The sequence below is a fragment of the Pantoea rodasii genome, assembly GCF_002095465.1.
Classification (GTDB): Bacteria; Pseudomonadota; Gammaproteobacteria; order Enterobacterales; family Enterobacteriaceae; genus Pantoea; species Pantoea rodasii.
On sequence record NZ_MLFP01000002.1, the window covers coordinates 115,663 to 132,729 of the forward strand.

Annotated in this window: 12 protein-coding genes and 2 pseudogenes; 11 read left to right on the forward strand and 3 right to left on the reverse strand. The window is 54.6% G+C overall.

Translation table 11 applies throughout. The features are described from left to right. Positions 1–36: 36 nt before the first annotated feature. From phoB to proY, 6 genes and pseudogenes are all read left to right on the forward strand, one after another. Entirely contained in the window at positions 37–726 is a 690-nt protein-coding gene (gene phoB, locus HA45_RS02890) for a phosphate response regulator transcription factor PhoB (protein ID WP_100702243.1), read from the forward strand. Positions 727–740: 14 nt separating this feature from the next. Beyond that, the gene (phoR, locus tag HA45_RS02895; RefSeq protein ID WP_100702244.1) at positions 741–2,051 is read left to right on the forward strand and encodes a phosphate regulon sensor histidine kinase PhoR; all 1,311 of its coding nucleotides are present in this window, start codon (positions 741–743) and stop codon (positions 2,049–2,051) included. A 157-nt stretch (positions 2,052–2,208) separates the two neighbouring features. Beyond that, positions 2,209–3,136, forward strand: a pseudogene (locus tag HA45_RS02900) (PstS family phosphate ABC transporter substrate-binding protein). A 167-nt stretch (positions 3,137–3,303) separates the two neighbouring features. After that, positions 3,304–4,406 (forward strand): annotated as a pseudogene (locus HA45_RS02905) (cobalamin-independent methionine synthase II family protein). A 402-nt stretch (positions 4,407–4,808) separates the two neighbouring features. Continuing rightward, the gene (gene brnQ, locus HA45_RS02910) at positions 4,809–6,128 is read left to right on the forward strand and encodes a branched-chain amino acid transporter carrier protein BrnQ (RefSeq protein ID WP_100702247.1); all 1,320 of its coding nucleotides are present in this window, start codon (positions 4,809–4,811) and stop codon (positions 6,126–6,128) included. A 67-nt stretch (positions 6,129–6,195) separates the two neighbouring features. Beyond that, positions 6,196–7,551, forward strand: coding sequence for a proline-specific permease ProY (gene proY / locus HA45_RS02915; RefSeq protein WP_100702248.1), 1,356 nt, complete (start codon positions 6,196–6,198; stop codon positions 7,549–7,551). Positions 7,552–7,594: 43 nt separating this feature from the next. Here the strand turns inward: proY and HA45_RS02920 are convergent, their stop codons facing one another. The 3 genes from HA45_RS02920 to HA45_RS02930 form a co-directional block, all read right to left on the reverse strand. Continuing rightward, on the reverse strand, positions 7,595–9,547 hold the full coding sequence (locus HA45_RS02920; protein ID WP_100702249.1) for an acyltransferase family protein: 1,953 nt from the start codon (positions 9,545–9,547) through the stop codon (positions 7,595–7,597). A gap of 291 nt (positions 9,548–9,838) precedes the next feature. Beyond that, on the reverse strand, positions 9,839–10,648 hold the full coding sequence (locus HA45_RS02925) for an inositol monophosphatase family protein (RefSeq protein ID WP_100702250.1): 810 nt from the start codon (positions 10,646–10,648) through the stop codon (positions 9,839–9,841). Positions 10,649–10,811: 163 nt separating this feature from the next. Next, entirely contained in the window at positions 10,812–11,393 is a 582-nt protein-coding gene (locus tag HA45_RS02930; protein ID WP_100702251.1) for an ACP phosphodiesterase, read from the reverse strand. Positions 11,394–11,621: 228 nt separating this feature from the next. On the opposite strand from HA45_RS02930, the gene queA reads away from it, so the two are divergent. From queA to secF, 5 genes are read left to right on the forward strand one after another with little or no spacing between them, the layout of a single operon-like run. Continuing rightward, positions 11,622–12,692, forward strand: a complete 1,071-nt coding sequence (queA, locus tag HA45_RS02935) for a tRNA preQ1(34) S-adenosylmethionine ribosyltransferase-isomerase QueA (protein WP_100702252.1) — start codon at positions 11,622–11,624, stop codon at positions 12,690–12,692. Between the two features lie 38 nt (positions 12,693–12,730). Further along, positions 12,731–13,855 carry a tRNA guanosine(34) transglycosylase Tgt gene (gene tgt / locus HA45_RS02940; protein ID WP_100702253.1) on the forward strand — a complete coding sequence of 375 codons (1,125 nt, stop codon included), beginning with the start codon at positions 12,731–12,733 and terminating at the stop codon, positions 13,853–13,855. Between the two features lie 25 nt (positions 13,856–13,880). Beyond that, positions 13,881–14,213, forward strand: coding sequence for a preprotein translocase subunit YajC (yajC, locus tag HA45_RS02945; RefSeq protein ID WP_100702254.1), 333 nt, complete (start codon positions 13,881–13,883; stop codon positions 14,211–14,213). Between the two features lie 24 nt (positions 14,214–14,237). Next, positions 14,238–16,085: a protein translocase subunit SecD gene (gene secD / locus HA45_RS02950; RefSeq protein ID WP_100702255.1), complete on the forward strand. Its 1,848-nt coding sequence runs from the start codon at positions 14,238–14,240 to the stop codon at positions 16,083–16,085. A gap of 10 nt (positions 16,086–16,095) precedes the next feature. Further along, the gene (gene secF / locus HA45_RS02955; protein ID WP_100702256.1) at positions 16,096–17,064 is read left to right on the forward strand and encodes a protein translocase subunit SecF; all 969 of its coding nucleotides are present in this window, start codon (positions 16,096–16,098) and stop codon (positions 17,062–17,064) included. Positions 17,065–17,067: the final 3 nt, after the last annotated feature.

The following is a 17,067-nucleotide window of genomic DNA, read 5'->3' on the forward strand; positions in this document are numbered from 1 at the left end:
TCCCCGTGACCTAATGTCACAAAAGCAGGAGTTATAATGGCTAAGCGCATTTTGGTTGTGGAAGACGAAGCTCCCATCCGTGAAATGTTATGTTTCGTGCTGGAACAGAATGATTATCAGCCTATTGAGGCAGAAGACTATGACAGCGCGATTGGTAAGTTGATCGAACCCTGGCCTGATTTAATTCTGCTGGATTGGATGTTGCCTGGCGGCAGCGGTATTCAGTTTATTAAACATTTGAAACGTGAAGCCATGACGCGCGACATCCCGGTGATGATGCTGACGGCGCGCGGTGAAGAAGAAGATCGCGTGCGCGGTCTGGAAGTGGGCGCGGATGACTACATCACCAAACCTTTCTCACCGAAAGAGCTGATGGCACGTATCAAAGCGGTAATGCGTCGTATATCACCGATGGCAGTGGAAGAGGTGATTGAGATGCAGGGCCTAAGCCTGGATCCCTCCTCACATCGCGTGATGTCGGAAAGCACCCCGCTGGAAATGGGGCCTACCGAATATAAATTACTGCACTTCTTTATGACGCACCCAGAACGTGTTTACAGCCGTGAACAGCTGCTGAACCACGTGTGGGGCACCAACGTTTACGTTGAAGATCGTACGGTTGATGTGCATATCCGTCGTTTACGTAAGGCGCTGGAAGTCACTGGCCACGATCGCATGGTTCAAACCGTTCGCGGAACAGGGTATCGTTTCTCTGCCCGCTACTAAACGGAGTCTTTACCGTGCTGGAACGACTCTCCTGGAAGAGATTATTGACTGAGCTGGCGCTGGTCTGTTTGCCCGCGCTGGTGCTTGGTCTGTTGTTCGGTTATCTGCCCTGGCTGCTGCTGATTGCAGTGTGCGGCGTGATGTTTTGGCACTTTAGAAATCTGATGCGTCTGTCGCACTGGCTGTGGGTCGATCGTTCCATGACACCACCTTCCGGGCGCGGCAGCTGGGAACCGCTGTTTTATGGTTTGTACCAGATGCAGTTGCGTAACCGTCGTCGTCGTCGTGAACTCGGCAATCTGATTAAGCGCTTTCGTAGCGGCGCGGAATCCCTGCCGGATGCCGTGATTCTGACCACCGAAGAGGGCACCATTTTCTGGTGCAACGGCCTGGCACAACAGCATCTGGGCCTGCGCTGGCCGGAAGATAACGGCCAGAACATCCTCAACCTGCTGCGCTATCCTGAATTTTCCCGCTATATCCGCCAACGTGATTTTGATAAACCGCTGACGCTGGTACTGAACAATCAGCATCATATGGAATTCCGCGTGATGCCTTACAGCGAAGGGCAGTGGTTGATGGTGGCGCGTGATGTGACGCAGATGCACCAGCTGGAAGGGGCGCGGCGTAACTTCTTTGCCAACGTCAGCCATGAACTGCGTACGCCGTTAACGGTGTTGCAGGGTTATTTGGAAATGATGGACGATGCGGCGATGAACGAACGCACGCGCAGCAAGGCATTGAACACCATGCAGGAGCAAACCCGCCGCATGGATAGCCTGGTAAAACAGCTGCTGACGCTGTCGCGTATCGAAGCCGCGCCGGCTATCGATCTTAAAGAAACGGTGGATGTGCCGGATATGCTGCAATTGTTGCAGCGCGAGGCGGAAACGCTCAGCCAGGGCCGACACAGCATCCATTTCCGTACCGATCCGCACCTCAAAGTGTTTGGTAATGATGAACAACTGCGCAGCGCCATTTCCAATCTGGTGTACAACGCGGTCAATCACACGCCGGAAGGGACACGCCTCGATATTAGCTGGCTGCGCACCAAAGAGGGCGCGGAGTTCAAAGTGTGCGATAACGGGCCAGGGATCAGTGAAGAGCATTTGCCGCGCCTCACCGAGCGTTTCTATCGGGTGGACAAAGCCCGCTCACGCGCGACCGGCGGCAGCGGTTTGGGACTGGCGATCGTTAAGCATGCGTTGAGCCACCATACTGCACGACTGGAGATCACCAGTATTCCGCATCAGGAAACCTGTTTTAGCTTCGTGCTGCCGCCGCGCCTGATAGTGGCGAAAAACGTTCACAGTAAGGTCAGTTAAGCACGACGGAGCGGCGCAATTTATTGCGCTATGCCAATGGGTCAGGCCATGTACGAGTTATTCGCACATACGGTAGCGGCGCAATTTATTGCGCGATCAATCGTGGCGCGACAGAATGTGCACTTGGATGTTCATGACCTGATTGACGGAAGACCTGATGAAATCGCTGTTGTTGTTCACGTTGCTGTTGTGCTCTGCGCTGGCGCAAGGCCAACAAACCATGCTCACCGGCAATTTGAGCAGCGTCGGTTCCGATACCCTGGGCTATCTGATGACCTTATGGGGCGAGGATTTCAGCCGCCAGTCACCGGGCGTTAACGTGCAGGTGCAGGCGGCCGGATCTTCAACTGCGCCCACCGCGCTGGCGGCGGGGCGCTGCCCAACTCGGCGCGATGAGCCGTCCGATGCAAATCGATGAACGTCAGCTGTTTACCACCCGCTACGGTTATCCGCCGCTGGCGGTGCCGGTGGCAATGGATGCGTTGGTGGTGGTGGTCAATCAGGACAATCCGCTGCCCCATATCGATCAACCGCAACTCGATGCCCTTTTCTCCATCACCCGCTTATGTGGCGCCCGCCAGGTGCCGCAGCGCTGGGGCGATCTTGGCCTTACTGAAGCGGCATGGGCACAACGCGGCATTCAACGTTTTGGTCGTAATTCGGCGTCGGGCACCTGGGGTTTCTTTAAACAGCAGGCGCTGTGTAAAGGTGATTTCCGCTCTGATGTGGCGGAGTTTCCCGGTTCGGCCGCAGTGGTGCAGGCAGTTGCGGCGACGCCCAATAGCATTGGTTATGCCAGTTTCGGTTTTCACCTGAGCGGCGTGAAGATGGTGCCGATTGTCACCGCCAGCGGCGACAGCGTGATGCCGGATGCCGAATCCATTCGCAGCGGCCGTTATCCGTGGTCGCGTCCGCTCTATATTTACGTCAATAAAGCCCCGGGCAAACCACTGCCGCCGCTGGTGAATGCGTTCCTGCATCAGGTGCTGTCGCCTGCCGGTCAGCGGCGCGTGACCGAAGCAGGTTATCTGCCGCTGTCTGACAGCCAAATGGCGCAGGCGCGTGCGGCCATTGAGGGAAATTGAAGTACGTGCATCCGAACATGAATTTTATTCACGTCCCCTGAATTTTCTTCCATTGCCGAAATGGGTTACGCGTGTCACTCTCTCTGGACATTTAGCCGTCCAGATGGCTATAAATAACCAGTTGAAATTATACCCTGACGCAACTATGCGTTTAGCCAGGAGTGAACATGTCACAACCACAACCGTTCCGCGCCGATACCGTCGGCAGTTTTCTGCGTCCTGCAGCGATTAAGCAGGCACGCGTGCAGTTTGCCAACGGCGAAATCAGCGCTGAACAGCTGCGTCAGGTCGAAGATAACGAAATCCGCCACGTGGTCGAGCAGCAACGAGCTAACGGCCTGCAGGTGGTGACCGACGGCGAATTCCGTCGTGCCTGGTGGCATTTTGACTTCTTTGGCGATCTGCAGGGCGTTGAGCTGTTTGAAGCCGAGCAGGGCATTCAATTCAACGGCGTGCAAACCAAAGCGCACGGCGTGAAAGTCACCGGTAAAGTGGGCTTTAATCCGAATCACCCGATGCTGGATCATTTCCGCTTCCTGAAAAGTGTTGCGGGCGACGCGGTGGCGAAGATGACCATCCCAAGCCCAAGCGTGCTGCACTTCCGCGGCGGCCGTAAGGTGATTGATGCCACCGTTTACCCGGATCTGAAAGAGTACTTTGCCGATCTGGCGCAGACCTATAAAGATGCGATCGCAGCGTTCTACGCCGCGGGCTGCCGTTTCCTGCAGCTGGATGACACCGTTTGGGCTTACCTGTGCTCTTCAGATCAGCAGCAGCAAATCCGTGAACGCGGTGAAGATCCGCAGGCGCTGGCACGTATTTACGCTGAGGTGCTGAACAAAGCGCTGGAAGATAAACCGGCTGACCTGACGATTGGTCTGCATGTGTGTCGCGGTAACTTCCGCTCCACCTGGATTTCTGAAGGTGGCTATGAGCCGGTGGCCGAGATTCTGTTTGGTCAGGTGAATATCGATGCTTACTTCCTCGAATATGACAACGAGCGTTCGGGTGGTTTTGAGCCGCTGCGCTTTATCAAGCCAGGCCATCAGCAAGTGGTGTTGGGTCTGATCACCACTAAAGCGGTGAACTGGAAGATCCGGCGCAAGTAAAAGCGCGCCTGCAGGAAGCTTCGCAGTTTGTTAGCCTGAACCAGATTTGCCTCAGCCCACAGTGTGGCTTTGCCTCAACAGAAGAGGGCAACAGCCTGACGGAAGAGCAGCAGTGGCAGAAGATTCGTCTGGTGGTCGATATCGCCAATCAGGTGTGGTGATGCTGTAAACTTGTGCAAACAGGCGCGTAAATCGCGCCTTTTGTGCATCCGGAAGCCCATTTTTGCAAGGAGATCTCCCGCTATGCGGAAACTTTAAGCAAATCATCTGAGGTGTTTTCGCGCTATTCCCCGCTGATGCACTGCTTTGTGTCACTTTCTTGTTATATCCTTCTGGTTTTCCGATCCCGTATTGCCTTTCTTCGCTATAAACGTTTTAATTTGCGCCGTTGTCGATTCATCCCTCTGCGAACAGAAGAAAAGCAGTTTAAATCACCTGCGCTTAATCGATTTGGCCCGCATAACGCTCTGATTCCGTCAGATAAGCCTTCGTTTGGGTGCATCCAGAGGACAACACGCACTCAACTTCCACCGCAACATCAGCCACAGGCAGTACAGAAGTTTATGACACATCGTTTAACCTCCAAGGATATCCTGGCGCTGGGCTTCATGACGTTTGCCCTGTTCGTCGGCGCAGGAAACATTATCTTTCCACCGATGGTGGGGATTCAATCTGGCGAACACGTTTGGGTTGCCGCATTCGGCTTTCTGATTACTGCCGTTGGCTTGCCGGTGATGACCGTAATCGCCCTGGCGCGCGTGGGGGGCGGCATTGATGCCCTCAGCTCACCAATCGGTAAAGGTGCAGGTCTGTTACTGGCAACGGTTTGCTATCTGGCCGTGGGGCCGCTGTTCGCGACACCGCGTACCGCGACCGTCTCGTTTGAAGTGGGTATTGCTCCGCTGACCGGTGATGGCGCACTGCCGCTGTTCATCTATAGCCTGGTTTACTTTGTGCTGGTGATGGGCATTTCCCTCTATCCGGGCAAATTGCTGGACACCGTTGGCCACTTCCTCGCACCGCTGAAAATCGTAGCGCTGACCATTCTCGGTCTGGCAGCACTGCTGTGGCCGGCCGGTGGTATCGCGCCTGCAACCGCTGATTACCAGCGTGCAGCCTTCTCCAGCGGCTTCGTGAACGGTTATCTGACTATGGATACGCTGGGCGCGTTGGTGTTCGGTATTGTTATCGTCAATGCGGCACGTTCTCGCGGCGTTGAAGATGCAAAACTGTTGACCCGTTACACCATGCTGGCAGGTGTGATTGCCGGTGTGGGCTTGACGCTGGTCTACCTCAGCCTGTTCAAACTTGGTTCTGGCAGCGCCGGCCTGGTTGATCAGAATGCCAATGGTGCGGCGATTCTGCATGCGTATGTGCAGCAGACCTTTGGCGGCATGGGCAGCTTCTTCCTGGCAGCACTGATTTTCGTGGCTTGCATGGTGACGGCGGTTGGTCTGACCTGCGCCTGTGCGGAATTCTTTGCGCAACACCTGCCGTTGTCGTATAAAGCGCTGGTCTTTATTCTGGGTCTGTTCTCAATGGTGGTGTCGAATCTCGGCCTGAGCCACTTGATTCAGATCTCGATTCCGGTGCTGACGGCGATTTATCCACCGTGCATTGTGCTGGTGGTACTGAGCTTCACCCTGAAATGGTGGAACAAAAGCTCGCGCATCATCGCGCCGACCATGCTGGTAAGCCTGCTGTTCGGTATCGTTGATGCCATCAAAACCACTAACTTTAAAGATGTGCTGCCTCTGTTCAGTCAGCATCTGCCACTGGCCGATCAGGGTCTCTCCTGGTTGCCGCCATCGCTGGTGATGCTGGTAATTGCTGCGGTGGTGGATCGCGCTAAAGGACGCGAGCAGGTCGCTGTCCATCAGTAATCGACATTGCTGTTAATTTCAACCACGGGCTTGCCCGTGGTTTTTTCATTTACAAGGTACTGTTGTTATGCAAGAAACCAACACGCTCAAACGCGGACTGAGCACGCGCCATATCCGTTTTATGGCGCTGGGATCGGCAATCGGTACCGGGCTGTTTTACGGCTCGGCGGATGCCATCAAAATGGCAGGACCCAGCGTGCTGCTGGCGTACATCATCGGCGGTGCGGTGGCGTACATCATCATGCGTGCACTGGGTGAGATGTCAGTCAATAACCCGCAGGCCAGTTCGTTTTCGCGCTATGCGCAGGACTATCTGGGCCCTTTAGCGGGTTACATCACCGGCTGGACCTACTGTTTTGAAATCCTGATTGTGGCGATTGCCGACGTGACGGCTTTTGGTATCTACATGGGCGTGTGGTTCCCGGAGGTGCCGCACTGGATTTGGGTGCTGTCGGTGGTGCTGATTATCGGTGCTATTAACCTGATGAGCGTCAAAGTGTTCGGCGAAGTCGAGTTCTGGTTCTCCTTCTTCAAAGTCGCCACCATTATCATCATGATCATCGCCGGTTTTGGCATGATTTTCTGGGGCATCGGCAACGGTGGGCAACCAACGGGTATCCATAACCTGTGGACCAACGGCGGCTTCTTTGCCCACGGCATTGTTGGCATGCTGCTGTCACTGCAGATGGTGATGTTTGCCTATGGCGGCATTGAGATCATCGGTATCACCGCCGGTGAAGCCGAAGAGCCTGAGAAGTCGATTCCACGCGCCATTAACTCGGTTCCGCTGCGTATTCTGGTGTTCTATGTGGGCACGCTGTTTGTGATCATGTCGATTTACCCCTGGAATCAGGTCGGCACCTCCGGCAGTCCTTTTGTGCTGACTTTCCAACATTTGGGCATTGCAGCGGCGGCATCGATTCTTAACTTTGTGGTATTGACGGCGTCACTGTCGGCGATCAACAGCGATGTGTTTGGCGTGGGCCGTATGCTGCACGGCATGGCGCAGCAGGGCCACGCACCGAAGATGTTCCAGAAGGTCTCCGATCGCGGGATTCCGTGGGTCACGGTATTGGTGATGATGTTTGCGATGCTGATCGCGGTGTATCTCAACTACCTGATGCCAGAGAAAGTGTTCCTGGTGATCGCGTCGCTGGCGACCTTCGCCACGGTGTGGGTGTGGATCATGATTCTGCTGTCGCAGATTGCATTCCGCCGCAAGATTGGCAAAGAACAAGCCGATAAGCTGAAATTTGCCGTGCCGGGTGGCAGCAAAACCGCGTGGATTGGCGTGGCGTTCCTGGTGTTTATCATTGGGCTAATCGGCTACTTCCCGGATACTCGTGTGTCACTGTTCGTCGGCTTTGGATGGATTGCCCTGCTGCTGCTGGCGTGGCCGCTGGTGAAGAAGCGTAAAGGATAATCCTCGGGGTGCGCAGAAATGCGCACCCCGACTACATCTGCCGTTACCAATTACTCCCCAACGCAATCTCTCCGCCCGCCGGGCTGAGATGATTGTTGTCGTAGTACAGCGGCAGACCGCCGCTGGTGATCATACAACCCTGCTCATTGCACAAATTCTCGCGCAGAGACAGTACGCGCACGCCCTGCTGTTGATAGCGTTGCAGTAATTTCTCTACCGCCTCTTCCGGGAACTGGAACAGTCTGGTGCGCTCACTCAACAGCGGCGGCGATTCCCACTTGCCAAGCCACGCACTCAGCTCGCGGCGAACCGGCATGTTGCGGTTGTTACTATAACGCAGCGGGTCAACATCAACGGAAGGCGCATCCTCAATCACCGTGACCTTTTTACCGGCTTGCCTGAGCTGTGCCACCACGCGGTCCATGCTGGTTTGCAGGGCTTCGAGATTACTTTTCTCTGGATGGCCGGTCTCACGGAAACCCGCGCCCGGCAACAGGCTCATGCCCGATGCCCAGTAAGCGCTGATCACCACTTCATCCACCTTATCGCTGAGCACCATCTTCAGCACTTCCTGATTGAAGGTGATGCACTGCTGTGCATGGTTAGGCATCTGACTCACCACGCGCGTGGCACCAATCAAGAAGGGGCAGGAAGCCTTGGTGAGTTGATACAGTGGTTTGTGCTGACGCTGGGCGTAGCTGGACACCGAAGCACGCAGCGCGGCAGCATGGCTATCACCAATCAGCGCAATGCCAGGTCGGTCGGTCTGCGGATAACACTCGGCATGCCGCGAGGGCAGGTTAGCGCCGTAATCCAGCAGGCAGGGATTTCGCTGCGCCGATATTTTCCATGCATCGGCATTGACCACTAATTCACTGACACGCGATTTCATGCCGCCGGTTTGCCACAGCAGCACCATTGCCCCTGCCGCGATAGCGGAGGAGGCACAGTAGCCGGGAATCACCCAGCGCGTGCCGTTACCGGCCTGGCGGAACGGCTGCTCCACAAAGCGCCAGGAAAGCCAGGCAATGACCAGCGCCGCGCCGCTGATAATCAGGCCTTGCCAGATCGTGAGCGGGTGGTCACTGCAGATGCGGGCCAGGCTGAGTAACGGCCAGTGCCACAAATACCAGGAGTAGGAGATTTTACCGATAAAACGCATCGGTCGGTTCTCTAACAGCATCTGATTAAGTTCGCTGCGTGCGCCAATCATCAGGCAACCCGCCACGACCGGAATCATCGCCAGCCAACCAGGAAAACGATCTTCGCCGCCTATCAGCAGGCTGGCAGCGATAATTATTAACCAGCCAAGCAGATTCAACAGGCTTGCCGCGCGTCCGGTGACGGGCTGCGGCCGCCACAGCGCCAGCAGCACACCTGCGCCTAACTCCCACGCGCGGGTCGGCAGCAGATAAAAGGCATGGGTGCTGGCAAAGGAGGTCACATAAATACAGGCCGCCAGCGAAATCACACTGAGGATCAGTACCACGCTGCCCATTGTGCGTTTCATGCGTACCGCCAGCAGCAAAATAAATGGCAGCGCAATATAGAACTGTTCTTCAATACCCAACGACCAGGTCATGAGTAGTGGATTCAAATCAGAATCGGTACTGAAATAGTCGCCGCTTTTCAGCAACAGCATATTCGGCACGGAGATGAATACCGCCACGCTGTATTTGGCTAACTGGCTGAACTCCAGCGGAGACAGCAGAATAAAGCCCAATAGCAGCAATACCGTCATCATAAAAAATAATGCGGGAGCGATGCGACGGATACGGCGTAAATAGAATTGATAAAACGAGAAGCGACCTTCGGCGATTTCTTTGCTGATAATAACGCCAATCAGAAAGCCCGAAATAACAAAGAACAGGTCAACCCCAATAAAACCGCCCTGTAAGGTTGTGACACCCGAGTGGAACAGAACAACCAGAATAATGGCTACGGCGCGCAGGCCGTCAATATCCGCCCGATAGCGGTGAGAGGCATTCGCAGTCATGTTTTATACCCAGCAGTGAAGGATTTTGTTTTTTATGCGTTCCAGATATGAAAAAAATAAATCGGCGCATCCTGTCGCCGAAAAAAAATAACAAAGGAGAAAATTGAGTAATACAAGGGATGATTGACGGAGACAGAATACCCGTTTTCACTGCGGAAACATCAGGGCGAGAAAAAATTAGAATAATCGCAGATCAATGAAATAAATCATATTGATGGCGCTGAAGCGTTAAGACGGAAAAGTTAAGCCTGGATTATCCATCAGGCTTATTTCCATCTGAGAAAAACGGGGTTACAGGCTGCTATGGGCGGGCAGTAGCGCTTTAAGCTGCGGATAAATCACCGCGTTGGCGAGCAGCACCGGATTGCCCTGTTGCAGGCCGCCATGGCTGAGGTAATCATTGGTGATCCCGCCGGCCTCGCGCATTAACACGATCCCCGGTAAACCGTCCCATGGATTCATATGCGCTTCGTAATAGCCGATCAGACGGCCGGCCGCCGCCCACGCACTCATCAACGCGCCCGAACCGTTGCGAATGAACATGCCGCCTTGAGAGAGTAAACCGCCAATAAACGCCGTGAGCGGTTCCGCCGGTTGGCTGTTGGAACTGCTGAGGCCAAGCATCCCTTGATTGAGCTGCTGTGCGCTGTGGGCCTGGAGGCGTTTTTCATTCACCCACGCTCCGCGGCCACGGCAGGCGTGGAAGGTTTCATGATGATTGGGATCGCACACCACGCCGATAACCGGTTCGTTTTCACACACAATGGCCAGTGATACGCACCAGTTGTGTAATCCATTCAAAAAGCAGCTGGTGCCGTCGATGGGATCAATCACCCAGATAAAGCGCGCGCCGGTGGTGTCGCCGCCGCTCTCTTCACCCAGTACCGCATCGTCGGGAAAGCGTTCACGAATCAGATGTTTGACCAACTCTTCTACGTTGCGATCGGCTTCGCTGACCACATCCTGTAAATCCTTTTTATGCTCAATCACCAGTTGATGGCGCTGCTGATACCAGGAAAGGGCACGGCTGGCAGCAGTTTTAGCGACATCACAGGCGAAGTGATAACGCGCATCAAGTTCGGTAAGCGTGGCTGATGACATCTTTCCCTCTTATCATTTTTGGCAGACCCTGTGACGAAAAACGCCGAAAAAGGCGAGCTGACAATGTGACTGACTTAACAAAAGTTAAGAAAGGTTTCATTAAGCCGCAGATGACTGCGGCTGGCAAGAGGCGTAAATGCTGGGATTGTGAAAAAAAGTCGGTTTAGAGTTGCTGGGTGCGCGCCGCTTCCATCAGGCGGGGATAGAACTGGAAGAACAGCGGTTCGAGTTGTTGGTAATGGTCGATAAAATCCTGGTAGGAATCGCGCAGTGCCACCAGGCGCGGGCGACGATGCGCCATGCCGCTCAGGACACGTGCCAGCCGCGTCGGTTCGGCATAATGCTCAAACCAGCGCTCGCGCCACATCACCGCATTCAATTCGATAAAGCCTTCCGGCGTGCCCGCCAGCTGAGGCAGGATCTCGCGTTCAGCCGCCGCGGTAAAAGCGGCCAGGGATTGCGTGGGGTGGATCTTGTCCCAGTGCAGGGCAAGGAAATGATCCCAAATGACATCCAGCGTGATGGGCGCGACGCGGCGTGTTTCGGCACGGAAAAACTGCCGTGCTTCACGTACCTCGGGCAAATTATCGGTCAGCACGTCAAGACGACGATGCATAGCGATGCCCGCCACGACCGGTTCCGGCCATTGCGACTGCACGTTGCCGCGCACGAAGTCGGCCATAAGATTGCCCAGCAGGGAGCTGTCAGCCAGCTGTGCGAGGTGAAGGTGAGCGAGAAAGTTCATGGCGCATTATATACACGTCATACCTCAAGTTACAGGTGCGTTGGCTGCTCTCGCTCGCCCGAATCACTGACTAAAGTAGGCGCACCGGGCTGCTCCCGTTTGCCGCATTCAGCTACCTCAAAAGATGTTGTGTAAAAGCCGCCTCACAGAGATGCAGCCAGTTGTTCAGAATTTCCCGCTTTTCCGCTAAACTATGCCGCCTGTTTTTTAGTCCTGAAGAAGTGATGCATGCGTGTAGCCGATTTTGCTTTTGAGTTGCCAGAATCTTTGATCGCCCACTATCCGCAGGCGCAGCGAAGCGGTTGCCGCTTGCTGGCGCTGGATGGTCCGAGCGGTGCGTTGGGCCATGAAGTGTTTACCGATGTGCTGGATAAGCTCAATCCGGGCGACCTGCTGGTGTTCAATAACACCCGCGTGATCCCGGCCCGCGTTTATGGCCGTAAAGCCAGTGGCGGAAAAATCGAGATGCTGGTGGAGCGCATGCTGGATGACAAACGCGTGCTGGCGCACGTGCGTGCCTCAAAAGCACCGAAGCCGGGCGCGGAATTGCTGCTGGGCGATGACGAAAGCGTCAAAGCCACCATGGTGGCGCGCCACGATACGCTGTTTGAGATCGAATTCGCCGATGACCGCGCGGTGCTGGATATCCTTAACAGCGTCGGCCACATGCCGCTGCCGCCGTATATCGATCGTCCGGACGAAGAAGCCGATCGCGAGCTGTATCAAACCGTGTACAGCGCGCGCCCTGGTGCTGTCGCAGCACCGACCGCCGGTTTGCACTTTGATGAACCGCTGCTGGATGCGCTGCGAGCCAAAGGCATTGAGATGGCGTTTGTCACGCTGCACGTTGGGGCGGGTACTTTCCAGCCGGTACGCGTCGAGAACATCAACGACCACATCATGCACTCCGAATATGCCGAAGTGCCGCAGGATGTGGTGGATGCGGTGCTGGCGTGTAAGGCACGTGGCAACAAAGTGGTCGCCGTGGGCACCACGTCCGTGCGTTCACTGGAGAGCGCAGCGAAGGCGGCTCAGGATGCGCTGATTGCGCCGTTCTTTGATGACACGCAGATCTTTATCTATCCCGGTTATCACTATCAGGTGATTGATGCGCTGATCACCAACTTCCACCTGCCAGAATCGACGCTGATTATGCTGGTGTCGGCATTTGCCGGATACAAAAATACCATGGCGGCTTATCAGAGCGCGGTGGCTGAGCAGTACCGTTTCTTTAGCTACGGGGATGCTATGTACATCACCCGTAATCCACAGGCTCCTGACGAAGTTGTTGGAGCTTAATAATCAGACTGTTTCTCTGATTATCTAATGAGGTCAATGTGAAATTTGAATTAGATACCACCGACGGTCGCGCGCGCCGTGGCCGTCTGGTGTTCGATCGTGGTGTGGTTGAAACCCCGGCATTTATGCCTGTGGGCACCTACGGCACCGTGAAGGGCATGACGCCGGAAGAAGTGAAAGAGACCGGCGCTCAGATCCTGCTGGGTAATACCTTCCACCTGTGGCTGCGTCCGGGCCAGGAGATCATGAAGCTGCACGGCGACCTGCATGATTTCATGAACTGGCAGGGGCCGATCCTCACCGATTCCGGCGGCTTCCAGGTGTTCAGCCTTGGCGACATCCGTAAGATCACCGAAGCGGGCGTGCATTTCCGTAACCCGATCAATGGCGATCCGATTTTCCTCGATCCGGAAAAATCGATGGAAATTCAGTATGATCTCGGTTCAGACGTGGTGATGATCTTCGATGAGTGTACGCCTTATCCTGCGGACTGGGATTATGCTAAACGCTCCATGGAGATGTCACTGCGTTGGGCACAGCGTAGCCGCGATCGCTTTGATTCACTTGGCAATAAAAACGCGCTGTTCGGCATTATTCAGGGCGGTGTTTACGAAGATTTACGAGATGTCTCGGTTAAAGGTCTGGTGGATATCGGCTTTGATGGGTACGCTGTGGGCGGCCTGGCGGTGGGTGAACCTAAAGAGGACATGCATCGCATCCTGGAACACGTCTGTCCGCAGATTCCGCACGACAAACCGCGTTATTTGATGGGCGTCGGCAAGCCAGAAGATCTGGTGGAAGGCGTTCGCCGCGGTATCGATATGTTTGACTGTGTTATGCCAACGCGTAACGCACGTAATGGTCACCTGTTTGTGACCGATGGCGTGGTGAAAATCCGTAATGCCAAGTATAAAGATGACACGACGACGCTGGATGCGGAGTGTGATTGTTACACCTGTCGCAATTATAGCCGCGCCTACTTGTATCATCTTGATCGTTGTAACGAAATACTGGGCGCACGTCTGAATACGATTCACAATCTGCGCTATTACCAGCGTTTGATGGCGGGTTTACGTAACGCTATCGAAGAGGGTAAATTAGAGCACTTTGTTAGCGAGTTCTACCAACGGACGGGTAAAGCGGTTCCACCGTTAAACGTCTGATAATTCTATCAATGAGGGAAATTTAATGAGCTTTTTCATTTCTGACGCCGTTGCCGCAGCAGGCGCTCCGTCTCAGGGAAGTCCTTATTCTCTGGTGATCATGCTGGTGGTGTTCGGTCTGATCTTCTATTTCATGATTCTGCGCCCGCAGCAGAAGCGTTCAAAAGATCACAAGAAGCTGATGGATTCCATCTCTAAAGGTGATGAAGTGTTGACCAGCGGTGGCTTAGTCGGTCGTGTGACCAAAGTTGCCGAAACGGGTTATGTTTCTATCGCCCTGAACGACACCACTGAAGTAGTTGTTAAACGTGATTTCGTGGCCGCCGTTCTGCCGAAAGGTACTATGAAGGCGCTGTAATTTTTTCTTCCCGAAGGAACTGCCGTGTTAAACCGTTATCCTTTGTGGAAGTACATCATGCTGGTCGCCGTGATTATCGTCGGCCTGCTCTATGCGCTTCCTAACCTTTATGGTGAGGATCCGGCCGTTCAAATCACTGGTGCGCGCGGTGGCGCCGCCAGTGAGCAAACGTTGGATCAGATCCAGACTTTATTAAAACAAGACAATATCCAGAGCAAATCCCTCGCTTTGGAAAATGGTGCCATTCTGGCCCGTTTTGACAATCAGGATGTGCAGCTGCGCGCGCGTGATGCGATCACCACCGCGCTGGGCGATAACTATGTTGTGGCACTCAACCTCGCGCCGGCAACCCCGCGCTGGCTGACCCTGCTCGCCGCAGAACCGATGAAACTCGGTCTCGATCTGCGCGGCGGCGTACACTTCCTGATGGAAGTGGATATGGATACTGCGCTGAGCAAACTGCAGGAGCAAAATGCTGACAGTCTGCGTAGCGATCTGCGTGACAAAAGCATCCCGTATACCAACGTCAACAAAATCGCGAACTACGGCGTAGAAGTCCGTTTCCGTGATGGCGCAAGCCGTGATGCGGCTATCAGCTACCTCTCTTCCCGTCATCGCGATCAGGTTATTTCTAGCGTAGGTAGCGATACCCTGCGTGCAGTGATGACCGATGCGCGCATGAGTGAAGCGCGTGAATATGCCGTCCAGCAGAACATCACCATTCTGCGTAACCGCGTAAACCAGCTTGGCGTTGCCGAACCGCTGGTGCAGCGTCAGGGTGCTGACCGCATCGTGGTTGAACTGCCGGGTATTCAGGATACGGCGCGTGCCAAAGAGATTCTTGGCGCCACCGCAACACTGGAATTCCGTCTGGTTAATACCACCGTTGATCCAAGTGCAGCGACCAGCGGTCGTGTACCGGGTGATTCGGAAGTGAAAGAGACACGTGAAGGCCAGCCGGTTGTGCTGTACAAGCGCGTGATTCTGACCGGTGACCACATCACCGATTCCACGTCCAGCATGGATGAGTACAACCAGCCGCAGGTGAATATTTCACTGGATGGCGCGGGCGGTAACATCATGTCGAACTTCACCAAGGACAACATCGGTAAACCGATGGCGACCCTGTTTGTGGAGTACAAGGACAGCGGTAAGAAAGATGCCAATGGTCGTTCGATTCTGGTGAAGCAGGAACAAGTGATTAACGTGGCGAACATTCAGTCGCGCCTCGGTAACAGCTTCCGTATCACCGGTATCAACAACCCGAACGAAGCACGCCAGCTGTCGCTGCTGCTGCGCGCCGGTGCGTTGATCGCGCCAATTCAGATTGTGGAAGAGCGTACCATCGGTCCAACCATGGGCCAGCAGAACATCACACAGGGTCTCGAAGCCTGCTTGTGGGGTCTGATCGCGTCCATTCTGTTTATGGTGGTGTTCTACAAGAAGTTTGGTCTGATTGCATCCAGTGCACTGTTGTGCAACCTGGTGCTGATTGTCGGCATCATGTCATTGCTGCCGGGTGCGACGCTCACCATGCCGGGTATTGCCGGTATCGTGTTGACGCTGGCGGTGGCAGTTGATGCCAACGTGTTGATTAACGAACGTATTAAAGAAGAACTGCGTAACGGACGCTCGGTACAGCAGGCGATTCATGAAGGCTATAAAGGCGCCTTCTCCAGTATCGTCGACGCCAACGTCACTACGCTGATTAAAGTTATCATTCTTTATGCGGTCGGTACCGGCTCCATCAAAGGCTTTGCGATTACTACCGCTATCGGTATCGCGACTTCGATGTTCACCGCTATCGTCGGCACCCGTGCCATCGTTAACCTGGTGTACGGCGGCAAACGCATCAACAAGCTGTCTATCTGAGGAGTGCGTTGTGGCACAGGACTATAGTATTGAACAGCTGAACCACGGGCGTAAGGTCGTAGACTTTATGCGCTGGGACACGCTGGCGTTCTTCATCTCCGGTCTGCTGATTGTGGCGTCTATCGCCATTATCGGTGTGCGAGGCTTCAACTGGGGCCTCGACTTTACCGGCGGAACGGTGATTGAGATTAACCTGGAAAAACCGGCCGATCTGGATGCACTGCGTCAGGGTTTGGTGAAAGCAGGCTTCGAAGAGCCGTTAGTGCAGAACTTTGGTAGCAGCCGTGACGTCATGGTGCGCATGCCTCCGGTCACTGGCCCTGAAGGTCAGGAGCTGGGAACCAAGGTTCTGGCATCGATTAACCAGACCACGCAGCAGAACGCGACCGTGAAGCGTATCGAATTCGTTGGCCCAAGTGTGGGTAGCGATTTGGCGCAGGCGGGGGCGATGGCGCTGTTATCGGCACTGATCGCGATTCTGATCTATATCGGTATCCGCTTTGAGTGGCGACTGGCGCTGGGTACCGTACTGGCACTGGCGCACGATGTGATCATCACCTGCGGCATTTTGGCGCTGGTGCACATCGAGATCGATCTGACGATTGTTGCTTCGTTGATGTCGGTGATTGGTTACTCGCTTAACGATAAGATCGTGGTTTCCGACCGTATTCGTGAGAACTTCCGCAAAATTCGTCGCGGTTCTTCTTACGATATCACCAACGTGTCGTTGACCCAGACGTTGAGCCGTACCTTGATCACCTCGCTGACCACGTTGGCGATGATCATGATCCTGTTCCTGTTTGGTGGCGCGTTGCTGAAAGGCTTCTCACTGACCATGCTGATCGGTGTCACCATCGGTACCATTTCATCTATCTATGTTTCTTCTGCTCTGGCGCTGAAACTGGGTATGAAGCGTGAACACATGCTGGTGCAGAAAGTTGAGAAAGAGGGCGCCGATCAGCCTTCGATCCTGCCTTAATTC